Source organism: Psychrobacter immobilis, assembly GCF_904846285.1.
In the GTDB taxonomy this organism is placed as follows: domain Bacteria; phylum Pseudomonadota; class Gammaproteobacteria; order Pseudomonadales; family Moraxellaceae; genus Psychrobacter; species Psychrobacter immobilis_D.
This window is the reverse complement of record NZ_CAJHAD010000023.1, coordinates 26,521-42,007: the sequence shown is the minus strand read 5'-3', so window position 1 is coordinate 42,007 and position 15,487 is coordinate 26,521. Positions and strand designations below refer to the sequence as shown.

The window sequence follows — 15,487 nt, the reverse complement described above, 5'->3', positions numbered from 1 at the left end:
TTAAAGAGCATGGCATCAGTATCCGCAGGGCTTGCCTGATCTTTAATATCAGCGTCACCTGTTATTATCACAAGTCGTTAGCAACGGATGAGAATCAGCAGATCGCGCACTTGCTTATAGAGCTGACCGAGCAGAACAAGAACTGGGGCTTTGGATTGTGCTTTTTAAGCCTGCGTAATGTACTGGGGCTACCATACAACCATAAGCGCGTGTATCGCATTTACCGTGAGCTTGAACTGAACCTTAGAATTAAACCTAAGCGTCGCATTAAGCGCGCTAAACCGCTACCCTTGGCTGTACCAGATAAAATAAACCAAAGCTGGAGCGTGGACTTTATGCATGATGCCTTAACTGATGGCAGCGGCTTTAGACTATTCAATGTCATTGATGATTACAACCGTGAAGCCTTAACGGTTGAGATCGACTTCTCATTACCCGCTCACAGAGTCATACACAGTTTAAATCAGCTGATTGAATACCGAGGTAAAACGGTTCAAGTGAGATGTGATAACGGACCTGAATATCTTAGTAGTGCGCTCAGAAACTAGGCTTTCGATCAAGGCATCACCATTAGTTGTATTGAGCCTGGCAATCCACAACAAAATGCTTATGTGGAGCGTTTTAACAGAACGATGCGCTATGATTGGTTGAACCAAGAGCTGTTTACGGATTTAGATCAAGTCCGTCAGCAAGCAGAGGATTGGTTATATCACTACAATTACGAGCGCCCGAACATGGACAATGGCGGCTTTACGCCGATACAGAAACTAAACCACGCAGCTCAATTCTATTTGATAAGTGTCTTATGGTTGGGACGATTACCTACCATATCACGTAAAAATAGGCAACGTTGTTTTATTAATCACTTTTCTCACTGATAAGTGGGTATGTATGCCTTTAACGCTAGTAAGCTTATGCAATTTACGAGTAAACTCTTCATAATCATTGAGGTCTGCGCTGACTACTTCCAATAAGTAATCATAAGGGCCCGAAACAACATGTCCATTGATTACCTCATCCATCTCGGATAACGCTTGTTCGAAGGCTGTAATCGATCCTTCTTGATGGTTGCTCAGACTGACTTCCACAAAAAAGCTCATCGTAATGCCAGCTTTAGCTCTATTTATGTTCGCTTGGTAACCCTCTATATAAAATTCATCTTCTAAACGTTTCAGGCGCCTAGCACAAGGTGAGGGTGACAGACCAATGCGCTCGGCTAATTCAGCTGTTGATAAGCGTCCTTCTTTCTGAAGCGCTTCCAAAATATGACGGTCGATTCTGTCCATATATTGCCTTTCTGGTGTTTTCAGCCAATAATTCTATATTATTTGGCATTATCCGCTAAATAACTATAGATTTGCAATAAATGAATAGAGATAAAAGCGCGATTTTTGATTGATAATTAGGCTTTATATACAAGCATAAGCCATCCATATGAATACCATTTCTCAGCCCTCATCACGTAAAAACCCCTTGTTTACACTATCTCCGCTGATGAAAGGCTATGCGGCGATGATTGTTGTGATATTGATTTGGTCAGGCTTTGCATTAACGGTAAGGGCGGTCGGGGCATCGTCGTTAAGCATTGCTGATGTCATGGTCATTCGATTTAGCGTGCCATTACTTTTATTGACGCCTTGGGTATTCTCTAGTTTGAAGGAAATCAGAAACATTAGAGGGGCTGATGCCATTTTTATTTTATTTGGCGGTGCTCCTTTTCTGTTGCTTGCCACTTTTGGCGCGAGCACTGCTCCTGCAGCTTACGTTGGTACTATTTTGACAGGGACGCCAGTATTCTTTGCCGCACTCTTATCCTTTGTTTTTTATCGCCAACGTATATCGCTAAAGAAATTTTTGGCATTCATGATTATTTTCTTTGGCGTAGCCACGATGATGGTGGGAAATGCAGGGCCAACACCTAATAGTCTGCTACAGGGTATGACCTTTCTAGTGATTGCGAGTTTGGTTTGGGCAGGTTACACATTAGGTTTAAAAAGTACGAGTTTGAGTCCAGTAGCGGTTGCTATCGTCCTTTCTTATACCGCATTTTTGGTGACATTAGTGATGATTCTATCTGGACTTTTAGAGACCAACCTCGGGGCTGTTTCGTTTGACGATGCCCTACCTTTTATCTTAATACAGGGCGTTGGTGTTGGTATTGTCTCAACCATTGGGTTTTCTTATGCGGTCAACAAGCTCGGTTCCATTCGCACCTTATTGCTTGGCTCCTTGTCTCCTGGATTAACCGCTTTACTCGCAGCATTAATACTCAATGAGTCTTTATCAATCGCAATGATGTGCGGCATCGTGTTAAGCACAGTTGGCGTCATTTTATCTAATCGAGCGAAGTAAGAGCTGTCCTCATTTTAAAAATGAGCGTCAAAAATAAAAGCTTAATCTTTCATCGAGTAGTGTTCTTGAGCCCTTTTATCTATGTGTAGTGGCATAATAAATTAGGACAGCACGGAAGAGGTTTATACTAACCCAAAGAGGAAAATAGTATGACCACCAAACGCAACCAATACACCCGAGAATTCAAATTAGAAGCGATTAGCTTAGTTGTTGATCACAAACGTAAAATACCTGACGTGGCCAATTCCTTAGGGATAGGTAAATCCACCTTGCAGAAATGGCTGAGTCAATACCGTCAAGAAATGAGTGGCCAAGCGCCTAAAGTCGGCAACGCTTTAACGGATGAACAGCGCGAGCTCCAAGATCTGCGTAAACAGGTTAAGCGGCTGACTATGGAGCGCGACATCTTAAACGAGGAGGGATAAAACGAAGCACTGCTTCGTCCCGACGCAAGACGAGAGCTATGCTCAAGTGAACCGCCCCGGTATTGTCGGAGACTTAACATTCTGAGAGAATACGACAATGAAAAGACAAACCTACACTCCTGAGATTAAAGAACGCGCCGTTCGTATGCTGATAGGGGCGTCGAGCGCCTATTAGGAAATTACCATTGTAGAAAAGATACCGAGAAACGTAAGTTTATCGTTATCTTTTCTACAATCTGGACATAGCTACTCTGCAAACAACTTACAGCTAAGTGCTCTCGTCAGCTGATAGATGTTATAGCTAAAGAAGTGAGTTTATACTCACATACTCACATACTCACATACTCATATACTCATATACTCATATACTCATATATGTAATTTGGTTGTTTCGACAATATAATGCGGAAAACGTGCCAAGCAGTTTAAACCAAGATCAATATGTCAGCTTTCATATGTACGTTTTAAAAGGTATGCATGGGAACATATCAAATTACCCCTTTGCTTTTTACTAAAATGTGTACAGATATAGGTACGTATATAGTATATACTAGTGTAGCATTTAACCTATAATGATAGGTCATATAACCAACATAATTAAACGTGGAGTAATTATTATGGACGTTGTGAACTACACTGATTTTAGAAAGAGCTTAGCAAAGTATATCGATAAGGTAGACACCGATAAAGGCCCGATATTAATTACAAGACAAAATGCTAAACCGACGGTATTGATGAGTTTAGAAGAGTTTAACTCGTATGAGGAAACACTGCATCTTTTAAGCAGCCCTACCAATGCCAAGCGTCTCAGACGCTCTATTGCTGATGCTAAAGCTGGTCGCTTAATTGAACGTGAGATTGATACCAAAGATATACCCTTCACTTTTGATGATGAGGTAGACGCTTGATACTATCTTGGACGGAAGACGCGTGGGAGGACTATGAGTACTGGCAAAAAACCAGTAAAGAGAAAGTCAAACAGATCGGTAAGCTGATTAAAGCCATCAAACGTGACCCATTTAAGGGTATTGGCAAACCTGAACCACTCAAACATGACCTTGCAGGCTACTGGTCTCGTCGAATTGATCAAGAGCATCGGCTGGTTTATGAAATTCAAGATGATGCGATCATTATCGTCCAGTGCCGTTATCATTATTAAGTAAGGATATGACAGCCTAAAAAATCGCCTGATTTTAAATCAGGCGATTTTTTATAGTGATAGGTAGATAGTTACTGCCCCAGAAGTACTCTTTAATTCTTGAGACATCTCAGCAATCAACTGACGGCAGCACTTAGCCACGACTTGTATTTCAGAATATGAACCGACCCAATATTGTCCGGAACTTAACGTCTTGTGAGGATGTGCTAACTTCATAATAATTGAATTGCTTACGCTAAGATGACGACAAAAAAAGCCTAAGCAATTCAACGAAAAACCAGATATCAAAAAACTAGTCTGCATGACAAACAAAAAAATGCCTCTGGGAGTTGACTCCTAGAGGCATTTAGTTTTTAATGTAATTAACGGTTACAGTGTGCGTCAACACCCTGTAACGAACAAATAAGCATACGCAGTGCGTTATTTGAACAGCATTAAATGCCCGTGTAGGTGCATTTTATCCAAAAACTGCTTTCATATCAACCTTATTCACTATACATTTTAATAAACCGCTTGTTCGCTCGTTACATCCTCGTGCTGCTCTCTTTGTACCCGTTACCCGTCAAATGGGTGGCAGGCCTCGGCGACGACTGCGTTTGACATAAGGGTGAGCTCCCTACAGGGGTGACTAGACAAAGGATCAGAGCAACGCAATGAGTGGTTACTCGTGCATATCGTAGCGGTATATTGGGTTTGGGCCCTTGCTAGCGTATGACAGCACAGTAGCGGTTAAGAGCGTGTCTAGGCGGTGCTATCAGCCGTAATCTTAACAACCGTAGCTTGATACAGTGATACGGTCTTGATGATGCGATGGGCGATGAAGTCGGCATGACTAATCACATCAAATCCAAGGAATGCACTGAAGCGTTTGTGAGTATTTTTTTACTCATAAACGCTTTAGGGTGAGTGTTCCTTGAAATCTGCTCAAGGCTCCAAAATCAGCATAAATTTACTTAGGCTAATTCAAGTAGTATATAGCACACTAGTCTATATACTATAAGACTTAAGAGAAAAAATTAGAATAGTTATTATACAATAGTCACTTATTCAGTGAGTCGATATTGTCATGGTTGATTCATAAGTTTAGTGTGAATAGAACAGGATCTATGCCTTGGGTAAAGTCTCTCCCACACTTATAACTGTTCTTTATCTTGAAACCTCTAATACTTTTATTTAATCAGCATCCAAAGCATTATCTTTGTTTTGAATAAGTATCAGCTCATCTTGTGCTTTCTGAAGTTGATCTTGTAACACAGTCACTCTCTCTTGCTCTGATAGGTGACGGCTTGATAGCTCGCTATACTGCTTATTCAATACGCTATACTCAGCTTCAAGCTTAGCTTGTGTTTGAGTCAGCTGATCATTGAGTCCTGATAGTTTGTTACGCTCAGCGATTATAGCCTTTAACTCTCCTTTGACTTCTGCTGTGTCAGTCGCTATCTCATTGCGTTCAGTAGTTACTGTCTTTAGCTCATCCTTAGTCGCTGTCAGTTCTGCCTGCAGACGTGCAATTTCTGCTTTATCGCTATTAGCAGTGGCTTCAAGCGTGGCCACCTTTGATATGTTGGCACTCAGATCTTTTGATTGCTGATCAAAACTTCTACGCAGATCAGTAAGTTGAGCCTGAGCTGCCGCTGTTTTAGCTCGTTCAAGTTCCAGCTGGTGCTGAGCATCGCTAAGTGTCTGTGTCAGCGTATCCCGTTCAAAAGTCACTTGAGCCGCGGTGATAGCCGTTGCCTCTGCGGTTGCTGCGACCTCATCGAGCTGCCCTAACAAATCAGTCTGCTCACTCTCTAGTGTCTTAACCGCTTCTTGTGCCTCGTCTGTCTCAGCTTGCGACTTGGCCTTAATACTCTCTAAAGCTTCCCGTTCTTTAACCAGACGATCATTGGCAATATCAATGGCCGTCTGCCACATATCCGCACCAAGCGTTTGTAAGCGTTCAGCAATGCCACTTGGTAGCTCAACCTGTCTTAGCTGCTCTTCTTGTTGGTTATCCTGACGCCAAGACTTCATGGCTTCACTGATGGTCGTGAATGATCCACCACCCAGCGCCTTACGCACTTCGGCTAAAGTAGGTTTGATACCTTGTTCATGCAGTTGATCAGCAATAGCATGAATTTGCTGTGTAGTAATGGCCATAATCACTGTCCTTAATTTTGTATGAGTAGATATGTAGCGTTTGTATTTTATTGTATGTAGTATAATACAACATATAACATAATACAATAAGAGGTATAAAAAAACCTCAAGCAATCTTGAGGTCGTAATCGTTAGATTATGGCTAATGATCAGTTAAGTACTCTTCTAGCGCATTACTATCATTTATTAATAACTAGCGCCTGTTTGGCTCTATCCCTAAATTTGGCTGTAATACTTGGGCTAATAGTGCTGGTTTTTTTAGAGAACCCTAGTGGCTTAATACTGCCAAGGCTAGCACCTAACCACTCAGCAATAGGATGTTTTTATTAGTTTACGCATATTCTAAATAATCACGAATAGGACATTTATTGAAAACTGAAGAATCCGTCTTTAGTCTTTTGACCATCTCAATTGCCCACTCTGCCTCATTTTGGCCTGCTAGACTGGTGGAGCTGACCAGATGGTTATAATTGGCTATAAATTCTTTATTCAGAACAATGCGCTTTAATTGTGCGTCGCTTAGACCTTTAGTTGAAAAAGGGTTCAGATCACTCTTCAACACTTTTGACTGCTTAGCCTCTACCTTGGCTTGACTGCTATCTTCAAAACTAAACACAATCTCACTCACCACCCGCCCTTTTTTCTTTTGAGTATAGGTTATCTGATAAGGCGTGTGCGCATGAATATCACTGATGGCTTTATCGATAACATAGCGTTTAAAATTATAAAAATCGGAATAACTTTCAACGCAATTAAATTTTTCACGCAAATAGTCAATGGTATATGTCTTCTTTTTGTGATCTTGGAACATACAACTGGCAATTAGTTCAAATAAAATCATGCCATAACTGCCAAGATTAATAATCCAATGCCGCTCCCACTTGGTAAACGGATTTTCACGGTCGAATACTGACAGCATCTCAATCACCGTATCGGCCAATATAATTTCTAACTGTCCCTCGTTTTCCTTATATTCGCACTGAACAAGCCAAGACACTCCAGTTCTATGCGTTCGTTCGTTATTTTTAAAGTTCCAAAAAAAGAACGCTTTGTGCAGCATACTATCAGCAACTTCTGCCAAGGTACGGTAAATACTTTTTTTTCCTAAATTATATTCATGAGCGAACTCTAGGGCATTAACCGTAAACATTCGTTTTCTGGCATCAGGGTCGCTTTCTACATGCTTACGTACTAATGGCGATAAAAACATAATCAGACGCCGCTCATTCAAGTCCAAATCCGAGATAGCATTTAATAAACGGTTTTGCATCACCAGCCATTTATCACTATAAATTGGCTTGGGTTTATTCTCAACTTCACTGATATTCCGTGGTGGTTTGATTTCTTTAGTATTTGAGGTAATCAAATTGAAATTAAAATCAAATTTTGGTTCTATAACAGGTTCAATAATAAGAATATTGGCATCATTATCACCTACTGTCCTTCTCACATGAGCGATAAGTTCATCACGCTCTTTTTCGCTTAAGTTCTTATCTACTTTGACCGTATAAGACTCGCCTATAGACTCTCGTAGATTATTTTGGAACTGCGTCATCTCATCGCTATTCATATCACAATATTTCGCTTTAACTAACCATTTAGGTAATAATAAGCGGCATTAACGAAAAATACAATTTATAATTTCGTTAATACCGCCTAAACTTTCGTATAATGCCGCCTAAACTTTCGTATAATACCGCCTAAACTTTCGTATAATACCGCCTAAACTTTCGTATTGAAAAAATATTTTTCCGCTGTAGACCAAGTAAAATCAGTGTTTGTGACTGTTTTAACTTTTAGGACAAAAGCTTTTAAAAAATTATTAAAAAATAAGAAATATATTTTTGTTTTAAGTAATAGGAAAAAAGCAGTCACTCACTCATAAAACTGATTAGTATCTCAAAATGCTATGGTCAATAATTTACTCGGTATCAATCTCTATTCTCATGGTTCGATCTTTGAAAATCTCCAAAAGCAAGGCCAAAGACATTTTGAATGTTTGCATCTGTCATTTTAGACAAAGCTGGTTTCATGTTCTCAACTTCAATCTAAGGCTCATTTTTTGTAGATAGTTTGTCTTCATTTTCATTAGCCATTATCGATACCTCCGTAAACACATCTTAAATCGTTGATAGAAAGCCTAAAAAGCACCCTTATATGCATACTACGCTCTGTTTTATACAATAGTAGCTAAAGATATTTTAGGACGCTTAAAACAGCTAGTAATCGTCTCCCAACTTTTCACTAATTAGCAGACGATCCAGCTGTACCGTCAATTAGGTTATTTCTAGCAGTTACTGTGCTGATGAATCATCATCAAACAATGAACCGTGATCACTGTTCTGACTGCTTTTAGGCGGTGTAAAGCTGCTTGATGCCACCTCAGCTTTACTTTGTATTTTATTAGCAATTACATTTAAAAACTCACGGTGCTTTTTTAAACGAACGTACCTTTCATTATCGTGTGCGTCTAAAAATATGGCTTGTAACTCATGATTTTCATCATCGTCTAATGCGTTGGCCAACCACTCCCCCAACACCTGATGTGCTTCAAGCCTGTCCTGATTGATCTCTTTTTTAAGAGCCTGCAACTGCTTCATCTTATCTGTGAATAGATCATCTGATATTACTGACATTAATTTATCCTTTTCTAGCCAACTATGATAGAGTTGATCCTAGCAGTACAAACATAAGGATGCAAGGTAGTAAAATACACAAGACCACGTCTTTTTGTGGCCGCAGTAGTATTTTAACCCTCTGTTAAGAGCGAACTTAGGAGTTTACGTAAAAAAGACCCACAAGGGGTGCTGTTTTTTTACATAAACTCCGTCGTTCGGCAGGGGGCGATCCCCCTACAACCCCCAAAAAACCGTCTTTTAACTTCGGATTTTTCGCCATGAATAATAAAGGATTTCATCTGTCGGTTAGCGCCGTTAGTAAGGCGAAAAATCATAGTGTGCTAGCAAAATCAGCCTATAATTCTGGCTCAAAACTAATCGATAAACAGTCGGGAGAGATACATGATTACACCAGTAAAACCAAAGATAAAATTTTAAATTTAGTTGATAGTGATGGCGCTAAGTACACACAGATGATTGAGAAAAATGTGTTGCATACGGCGTTGATCACACCAACTGTTGCTGGGGATTTGGCAGTAACGCGTGAGGGGTTCTGGAATGATATCGAACGTATTGAGTCTCGTAAAAACGCGCAGTTCGGTACTGAGATTGATGTTATGTTTCCCGAGGGAGTCACGGCTGATCAGCGAATAGGTCTGGTCGAGCGCTACGCTCAAACCTTATCTGATCGCTATAATGTGCTTGTCGATGTGGCCATCCATCGACCCCACAGTCATGAGAAACATGTGGGGAAGGGTGAAGTGGTTGAGCTGACCAGCAGTAACTTTCATGCCCATATTTTACTCTCAAGTCGTGAGATATTAGCGGATGCTGATGGTTATGCCTTGTCAAAGCGTAAAAATTGGTTGCAGTGGTCAACCGGTGAGCGGCTATCTAAAGGATTAAATGGGCGTGGCGATGAGCTTAAATATCAACGCACCCTTTGGGCGGATATGGCTAACGAGCTATTGCCTGAGAATAAAGCGATCAATGAGAAATCGTACCGTGAGCAGGCCATTAATCGCTTACCAAAAATGAAACTGGGTAAATCCTTGTATAAGGATGTCCTAAAAGGTAAGCGCTCAGTGATTAATGAGTACAACGAGACAATTGATGAGATCAATGCCTATATCGAAAAAAATGGTCTGGTAATTGAGTATGACGACAAGGGTCGCATTGATCTTGAGAGCAACGCACAAGAGGTTAATGGCGTTACAGTACATTATAAAAAGCGTAAACCCTTTGCACGACTTGAGCTTAGTAATATCCGCTTGGTAGATCCCGCCGCTGAACTTACACCCGCTACTCCTAAAGAGGATAGTCAGACTCATAGTGATGCGGCCAATGATGACGTACTTGATGAGCTTTTAGTGATCTCAGGCGATTTTGAGCAGCAAAAAAAGATGGTACGCAGCGCCTTATTCTCAACCATTGATAGGCTGCATGAAGAATTAGCACACCAGTCTAAACAGACCATCACCATTGACAAAAACATTAAAAGCACACCGCGGTTCACCGAGGAGGTGGGACAGGATTACAGCACGTCCCGCCAAAAAATGATTGAGCTTGCCAGGCAGATAAGCACAAAAGAGCAAAGCGAGGCTCTAAAGGAGGCTTTAGCGTTGGTTGAGCAGTTTAGACAAGACGATACCCTACAAACGCGCCGCGCCGTTACCAGTCTTGAGAAGCAACTGTCACAGATTGATAAAATAGTGCTGAACAACGAAACGGTGCTAAAAAATCTGATCCCGCTTAATAATGAAGTCATTGCTGACTACGAAGGGTTAAAGGCCACCCTAAAACCGTTTGCCGCAAAGCTGAATAAACTGGCGACTGGCTTTAAAGCACTTGATGAGATTGATATTGAAAAATCTGACTTATCCTTACAGTGGGATCAAGCGTTTGCGGATCTACAAGAGATAGACGTCACCAATAACATGGACACTTATCATAAGTTTGCTGCATTTGCAGATCTGGATGTTGAGCGTTTTAAACACTTTCAAGAAGAACGTGAGGCGCTCAGTACGTTAAAAGCGGTAGAGATAGACACGGATGCTGACACTCGTTTGACGGCCTTGACAGCTGATGTTAAAGCGTTTAAGACTGCCAATGATAACGACATCAAACAGTTAAAGCAGCAAATTAATGCCAGTACAAAGACTTATCAGCGCCTATCGCCGTTTTATGAGCAGCGTATCGCCTTACTGGATCAAAGTGAAGCTGTGATTGTGCAAGATGATGACCTATACGATGAGATTACCCGTACCAAGACCACTCAATTGAACGCAGATCGGCTTGATGACTGGCGCAACCGTACGATGGTGCTTCACCACCAGCTCAACAAAGCACATGAGCAAGCAAAGCTTAAGGAAGAGGCTGAGCGCGCACGAGAGAAGGCTTTGATAAGGCGGCGAGTAGCTTTACAACAGAGACGGCAGCAGGCATCTCTTAAGCGTCAGCGAATCAATGAGACCAAAGCATATCGAGATCGATTTGACAATTTAGTGGTACGGGTGCGTAACCGCGTTGATACTCTTGATTTTAAGGTCATTGATGCACCGATCGAAGTGATCAACGCGGCTGAGGCGGTTGCCGCACAAGCATTTATATTCACCACTCTAAAACACACTGACAGCTTTACGACACTACAAAAAAGTTTACGAGACACCGATGCCAAAAAAATTGCAACGCAGGTGCAGAAGGCAGCAACATCGCTGTGGCAACAGCTTGAGCGCTTGCCTGACAATCAAGATAAGGTCGAGGTGTTAACGAAAATCAATGAGCGCTTTGATCACGTTCCTGCTATCACCATAGATGGGGCAACGCTCACGCAAACCGTGACAGAACACCTGCAAAAAACTAAGAACGCCATCCAAGCGCATGAACAAGCACAAACACGCCGCTACTCCTCACCACGCCCATTTTAGGCGGCATTATGATAATGAGCATCCTATGAATAAAGACAATAGCAATGAGTACGACATTCACGACGAGCTTGTTAATCTCGTGACCAGACTCAAACCTGTAATCGAAGCGCTGCGAGCACTGATTGGACAAGCCGATGATGCAGTGGCAACGCGCCTTGATCACTCTCTTAGCCATATTGATGCCAAGATAGAGGAGATGACTGCCGTTACTCAAAAGCTGGATGATAGCGCAATCAGTGCCTCAGAAGCATTGAGTCAGTATCAGAATCTGGTGTTAGAACAGCTACAAGCGGCAGTGACTACCTTTACTGATACTGAGATGCCGAGCCGTTATGATGACAAAATAGCGGACATCATCACCAATATGAAACAGCAGATTGATACAGCTGTACAGGCGGTCATCACTGCTAAAAACGACAGCATAGAGGCGAAAGTGAATGCCATGCAAGCGGTGGCTGATAAGCTTGGCGTTAGTGCGGACAGTCTTGCGCTATTTACCAGTCAGTATCAAGCTGGTCATGAGCAGATTATCAAAGATATTGAGGCCTTTGAGAACGCTACAAAAAAGCGGATTGGAGAAGTAAAAGAGGATGCTGATAAAGACTTGGGTAAGATTTACAAGTCTATTGAGTCCATGAGTATTAAAAGGATAGCAGCAGTAGCCGCTGCGTGTACGGCAGCAGTGGTAATAAGCCTTATGGCCCTGGTATTTTGGTATGTACCAAGCTTTGATAAGATTGCAGAGATGAGACAGCAGCAAGCAGAGCTACAGCGCGGCATCGATGAGCTTGAAACGGGTTGGAAACAGGCCTTTAATAATGCTCAAAGTGCGCAGTTTATTTTGGCTTGTGATGTTAATAAAGGTCAGCCTGATGTGATCAGCTGGTGCGTCAGAGCAGACAGTAAAAGCTTTTTGAGAGATGAAAAAGGCTTTGTTTATTATAAAATAGCTGGGTCGACTCGCGCGAAACCTACTGAGTAAAGGTTTATGGTAATAGTGAACCATACTCCCCAAAGAGGCCTTTATAGGGTTAGGGTAGCGTAGATAATTGTACGGGCATTTTTAGGCTAAATACTGGTAGCAGATAGCCTTGGTCAAAAATGAGTCTTCTAAAACATATATCAATGAAAAAAGGTTTGTTTGACTGCCGTTATCTTTGTCTATATTAAAAAGCCATTAGTATGGCGTCTGTTAAATTTTTATGGCCATATCAGAAAAAAGCCAGATAATGAAAATTTATCTGGCTTTAGAGATAATTGTTTCTTGTCGAACAAGATATCTGTGCATATCAGCTAAAACGATTATGCTGCTTGGTCAGTATGAGCTGTGACCAAATCAATGAAAGCGGTTTCAAGGGTGCTTAAAGTGTAGTCGTTAACGATAAGACCGTCATCTATCTGTCGTTGCACCCAGACATAAATCGCTTCATCATTATAAAGAATAGCGTCAACACCCAGTAATGATGCCAGTTGTACGCCTTGCTGTATTTGTAAGCTGAATACCAGCTGAGAGGCTAAAGCTTTAGTCTGTTTACTAAACCATGTGCAGCTGTTGAGCCGCGATAAATTGATATTCATATATGTTCTCCTGCAGATTATTATATATTAATAAAGAATAAATTGGCTTACTACAGGTCAAATTATACCTATATTTTAATCTATTGCAAGATAAAATAATCTTCTACAGGTCTTTTTGTTTTTTTGAAGGTAATTAATGTTTATAAATGAGGGTGTTCACACTGGTGACCCATTGCTGTCCTCATTTATGATTTCATATAAATCACCAACATTGATTCTAAGATACGTGCATAAAGACTCGATGACATCTAGGTCAACTCGGGTGGCTTCTTCATGATACATGCGAGTAATGGTGCCACGATTGATGCCAGTATCCCTTGCGACATCGGCAATTTTAAGGCGTCTTTCGCCCATGATGGTCGATAAGTGACACTTCACCATAGTAGTTTCCTTATTAACGATTAGTGGTTTTGATTGGTGAGCGGATTATAACGAATATAAGCGGCTAAAGTATTCCTTTTAGTAGCTCAAATTGGTATCCAATAGCGGCAATTTACCTAGTAGTAGGCAGATTATTATGCTGTCTTTGATATAGGACGTCCATCATGGTGGATATACGCCTTTTTAGAAAAGGCGATGCTATTTTTACTATGAAATATTGCTATTAGTAGTGATGTGACGTACATTTTTAGATATACTTATATACTTATATATTTATATACTCAATGCATGCTACAGGGATCTGTATTTATGAAGGTAATCGCGGTATTAAATCAAAAGGGTGGCAGCGGCAAGACTACCATCGCAACGCATCTGGCTCGTGGCTTACAGTTAAAAGGCCATAGTGTTCTGCTAGTAGATAGCGATCAGCAGGGCAGTGCGCGTGACTGGAGAGCGGTTGATGAAGACAATCCGGTACCAGTGATCGGGCTCGACAGACCAACACTTGATAAAGATTTAAAAAGCGTCTCTGATAAAGATTATGTGGTGATCGATGGATCGCCGCAAGCTACTAGTCTGGCTATTTCTGCTATAAAAGCGGCTGATTTTATATTGATTCCGGTGCAGCCGAGCCCCTATGATATCTGGGCGACCAGTGATTTGGTTGATTTAGTGCAGCAGCGTATTGAGATGATGGATGGCCAACTAAAGGCAGCCTTTGTCGTCTCACGCGCCATTCAAAATACCAATATTGGTAAAGAGGTTGCAACCGCGCTGCTTGATTATAATATTCCGGTATTAGAGACCAGAGTGATGCAGCGAGTTGCTTATCCTAATAGTGCTGCCCTTGGTAAGACAGTATTTGATACCGAATCGCCTAGTAGCAATGCGATACAAGAGATAACCGCATTGGTCAGTGAGATTCAAACATTTTTTGGTGAGGAGTAAGTCATGAGTTTATCAGCAGGTCGTCCTAGTAAGAACGTTAAGGATCAATTGGCTTTATCGGATGTGACGGACAGTCCCAAAAAGACGGTACGCGTGAATTTTAATTTAGATGAAGATAAACACATTGCGCTCAAGCGGTACGCGCTTGAAAGCCGAAAAACGGTGACTGAGTTGTTGACTGAAATGATTGAGGAAAAATTGGTTGAGCGATAGGTATAAAAAATTCGTTTTTCTATACCTATAAAAAGCAGATGGCTGGTAGCATGAAAAGCTGAGAGCATCCTACATTTTGTGTAATTATTGATGAAAGCCACATAGCTGTTACACAGAATATAGGATGCTCTCCATTATTAAGCTTATATACCTATAGAATAGATAATTCTAGCCAATATGGAGGTGTTTTTCCTTTAGAAGCTTGAGAACGTGGCTGAAGAATACGCAATTCATATTTACCTGAATATGGAAGCTTGTAATAACCTTGGTTATCTAGTTCAGAGGAATATTCTCCTACATTGACAGAATCTGATAAATTCTTATTAAATAAATAAGAATCTACATTCCCTCCCGTTGTTTTAACAGAAAGCTTTTGGTTCTTTTTGGCATAAAATGTATAGGAATCGTACTTAATACCCTTTAATTTCCCATAATAGTTAGCTGAACTAGCGCCTTTTTTAAATTGAACATCAACAGTTTTAGCCACTGCATCTGAAGATGCGGCCATTGCTGTAGGACTTACCATTAGAACAGGAAGCGCAATTAGAATAGCAGCAGTTAAGTTTTTCATATTTTAAACACTCAAACAGTAAAAAAACGATTTTATCTCAACGCACACTGTCAACCTTTATAGATATGTTATATTAGTATTACTAATATAGAGAGTACGTTGGTAAGTTACTGAATAAGGCCACCTGTAACGACCCTAACTTCTAGTTCTACCGTAAACCTACTTATGGTAGT

The 15,487-nt window shown here is 41.0% G+C and carries 15 protein-coding genes and 1 pseudogene; 9 read left to right on the top strand and 7 right to left on the bottom strand.

Features of this window, described 5'->3' with window-relative positions; translation table 11 throughout:
- A pseudogene (locus JMX13_RS11775) lies at nt 1–782 on the top strand (IS3 family transposase); the annotation flags it as partial.
- A gap of 48 nt (nt 783–830) precedes the next feature.
- On the opposite strand, the gene JMX13_RS11770 reads toward JMX13_RS11775, so the two are convergent.
- Nucleotides 831–1,286 carry an Lrp/AsnC family transcriptional regulator gene (locus JMX13_RS11770; protein ID WP_045456039.1) on the bottom strand — a complete coding sequence of 152 codons (456 nt, stop codon included), beginning with the start codon at nt 1,284–1,286 and terminating at the stop codon, nt 831–833.
- Nucleotides 1,287–1,434: 148 nt separating this feature from the next.
- Between JMX13_RS11770 and JMX13_RS11765 the strand changes: the two genes are divergently transcribed.
- The 4 genes from JMX13_RS11765 (at nt 1,435) to JMX13_RS11750 (ending at nt 3,936) form a co-directional block, all read left to right on the top strand.
- Nucleotides 1,435–2,352, top strand: coding sequence for a DMT family transporter (locus JMX13_RS11765; protein WP_227676802.1), 918 nt, complete (start codon nt 1,435–1,437; stop codon nt 2,350–2,352).
- Nucleotides 2,353–2,501: 149 nt separating this feature from the next.
- Nucleotides 2,502–2,777 carry a transposase gene (locus tag JMX13_RS11760; protein WP_045456042.1) on the top strand — a complete coding sequence of 92 codons (276 nt, stop codon included), beginning with the start codon at nt 2,502–2,504 and terminating at the stop codon, nt 2,775–2,777.
- Nucleotides 2,778–3,394: 617 nt separating this feature from the next.
- Entirely contained in the window at nt 3,395–3,685 is a 291-nt protein-coding gene (locus JMX13_RS11755) for a type II toxin-antitoxin system Phd/YefM family antitoxin (RefSeq protein ID WP_201612787.1), read from the top strand.
- Complete coding sequence (locus tag JMX13_RS11750; RefSeq protein WP_045456466.1) at nt 3,682–3,936, top strand: Txe/YoeB family addiction module toxin; 255 nt, start codon at nt 3,682–3,684, stop codon at nt 3,934–3,936. The genes JMX13_RS11755 and JMX13_RS11750 overlap by 4 nt, the downstream gene beginning before the upstream one ends.
- Before the next feature lie 1,173 nt (nt 3,937–5,109).
- On the opposite strand, the gene JMX13_RS11745 is transcribed toward JMX13_RS11750, so the two are convergent.
- The 3 genes from JMX13_RS11745 to JMX13_RS11735 form a co-directional block, all read right to left on the bottom strand.
- Nucleotides 5,110–6,078 carry a DNA-binding protein gene (locus JMX13_RS11745; protein WP_201540987.1) on the bottom strand — a complete coding sequence of 323 codons (969 nt, stop codon included), beginning with the start codon at nt 6,076–6,078 and terminating at the stop codon, nt 5,110–5,112.
- A gap of 331 nt (nt 6,079–6,409) precedes the next feature.
- Nucleotides 6,410–7,648: a replication initiation protein gene (locus JMX13_RS11740; protein WP_201540988.1), complete on the bottom strand. Its 1,239-nt coding sequence runs from the start codon at nt 7,646–7,648 to the stop codon at nt 6,410–6,412.
- 724 nt (nt 7,649–8,372) lie between these two features.
- Entirely contained in the window at nt 8,373–8,714 is a 342-nt protein-coding gene (locus tag JMX13_RS11735) for a hypothetical protein (RefSeq protein WP_045455751.1), read from the bottom strand.
- A gap of 260 nt (nt 8,715–8,974) precedes the next feature.
- On the opposite strand from JMX13_RS11735, the gene JMX13_RS11730 reads away from it, so the two are divergent.
- Both JMX13_RS11730 and JMX13_RS11725 read left to right on the top strand, forming a co-directional pair.
- Entirely contained in the window at nt 8,975–11,623 is a 2,649-nt protein-coding gene (locus JMX13_RS11730) for a MobA/MobL family protein (protein WP_201606171.1), read from the top strand.
- 25 nt (nt 11,624–11,648) lie between these two features.
- Nucleotides 11,649–12,605 (top strand): hypothetical protein, encoded by a 957-nt coding sequence (locus JMX13_RS11725; RefSeq protein ID WP_201540989.1) that lies wholly within the window; start codon nt 11,649–11,651, stop codon nt 12,603–12,605.
- A gap of 320 nt (nt 12,606–12,925) precedes the next feature.
- Here the strand turns inward: JMX13_RS11725 and JMX13_RS11720 are convergent, their stop codons facing one another.
- Together JMX13_RS11720 and JMX13_RS11715 are read right to left on the bottom strand one after the other, a co-directional pair.
- Nucleotides 12,926–13,201, bottom strand: coding sequence for a hypothetical protein (locus tag JMX13_RS11720; protein WP_045455769.1), 276 nt, complete (start codon nt 13,199–13,201; stop codon nt 12,926–12,928).
- 156 nt (nt 13,202–13,357) lie between these two features.
- Complete coding sequence (locus JMX13_RS11715; protein ID WP_045455772.1) at nt 13,358–13,582, bottom strand: helix-turn-helix domain-containing protein; 225 nt, start codon at nt 13,580–13,582, stop codon at nt 13,358–13,360.
- A 309-nt stretch (nt 13,583–13,891) separates the two neighbouring features.
- Between JMX13_RS11715 and parA the strand changes: the two genes are divergently transcribed.
- Together parA and JMX13_RS11705 are read left to right on the top strand one after the other, a co-directional pair.
- The gene (parA, locus tag JMX13_RS11710) at nt 13,892–14,530 is read left to right on the top strand and encodes a ParA family partition ATPase (RefSeq protein WP_045455775.1); all 639 of its coding nucleotides are present in this window, start codon (nt 13,892–13,894) and stop codon (nt 14,528–14,530) included.
- Nucleotides 14,531–14,533: 3 nt separating this feature from the next.
- Complete coding sequence (locus tag JMX13_RS11705) at nt 14,534–14,743, top strand: plasmid partition protein ParG (protein ID WP_025652656.1); 210 nt, start codon at nt 14,534–14,536, stop codon at nt 14,741–14,743.
- Between the two features lie 151 nt (nt 14,744–14,894).
- Here JMX13_RS11705 and JMX13_RS11700 read toward each other — a convergent pair whose 3' ends face one another.
- The gene (locus JMX13_RS11700) at nt 14,895–15,314 is read right to left on the bottom strand and encodes a PPC domain-containing protein (protein WP_201612784.1); all 420 of its coding nucleotides are present in this window, start codon (nt 15,312–15,314) and stop codon (nt 14,895–14,897) included.
- Nucleotides 15,315–15,487 lie beyond the last annotated feature (173 nt).

Coding starts and splice junctions, on each gene's coding strand:
- JMX13_RS11770 (WP_045456039.1), bottom strand. CDS start 1,286: ATGGACAGAATCGACCGTCATATTTTGGAAGCGCTTCAGAAAGAAGGA.
- JMX13_RS11765 (WP_227676802.1), top strand. CDS start 1,435: ATGAATACCATTTCTCAGCCCTCATCACGTAAAAACCCCTTGTTTACA.
- JMX13_RS11760 (WP_045456042.1), top strand. CDS start 2,502: ATGACCACCAAACGCAACCAATACACCCGAGAATTCAAATTAGAAGCG.
- JMX13_RS11755 (WP_201612787.1), top strand. CDS start 3,395: ATGGACGTTGTGAACTACACTGATTTTAGAAAGAGCTTAGCAAAGTAT.
- JMX13_RS11745 (WP_201540987.1), bottom strand. CDS start 6,078: ATGGCCATTACTACACAGCAAATTCATGCTATTGCTGATCAACTGCAT.
- JMX13_RS11740 (WP_201540988.1), bottom strand. CDS start 7,648: ATGAATAGCGATGAGATGACGCAGTTCCAAAATAATCTACGAGAGTCT.
- JMX13_RS11735 (WP_045455751.1), bottom strand. CDS start 8,714: ATGTCAGTAATATCAGATGATCTATTCACAGATAAGATGAAGCAGTTG.
- JMX13_RS11730 (WP_201606171.1), top strand. CDS start 8,975: ATGAATAATAAAGGATTTCATCTGTCGGTTAGCGCCGTTAGTAAGGCG.
- JMX13_RS11725 (WP_201540989.1), top strand. CDS start 11,649: ATGAATAAAGACAATAGCAATGAGTACGACATTCACGACGAGCTTGTT.
- JMX13_RS11720 (WP_045455769.1), bottom strand. CDS start 13,201: ATGAATATCAATTTATCGCGGCTCAACAGCTGCACATGGTTTAGTAAA.
- JMX13_RS11715 (WP_045455772.1), bottom strand. CDS start 13,582: ATGGTGAAGTGTCACTTATCGACCATCATGGGCGAAAGACGCCTTAAA.
- parA (WP_045455775.1), top strand. CDS start 13,892: ATGAAGGTAATCGCGGTATTAAATCAAAAGGGTGGCAGCGGCAAGACT.
- JMX13_RS11705 (WP_025652656.1), top strand. CDS start 14,534: ATGAGTTTATCAGCAGGTCGTCCTAGTAAGAACGTTAAGGATCAATTG.
- JMX13_RS11700 (WP_201612784.1), bottom strand. CDS start 15,314: ATGAAAAACTTAACTGCTGCTATTCTAATTGCGCTTCCTGTTCTAATG.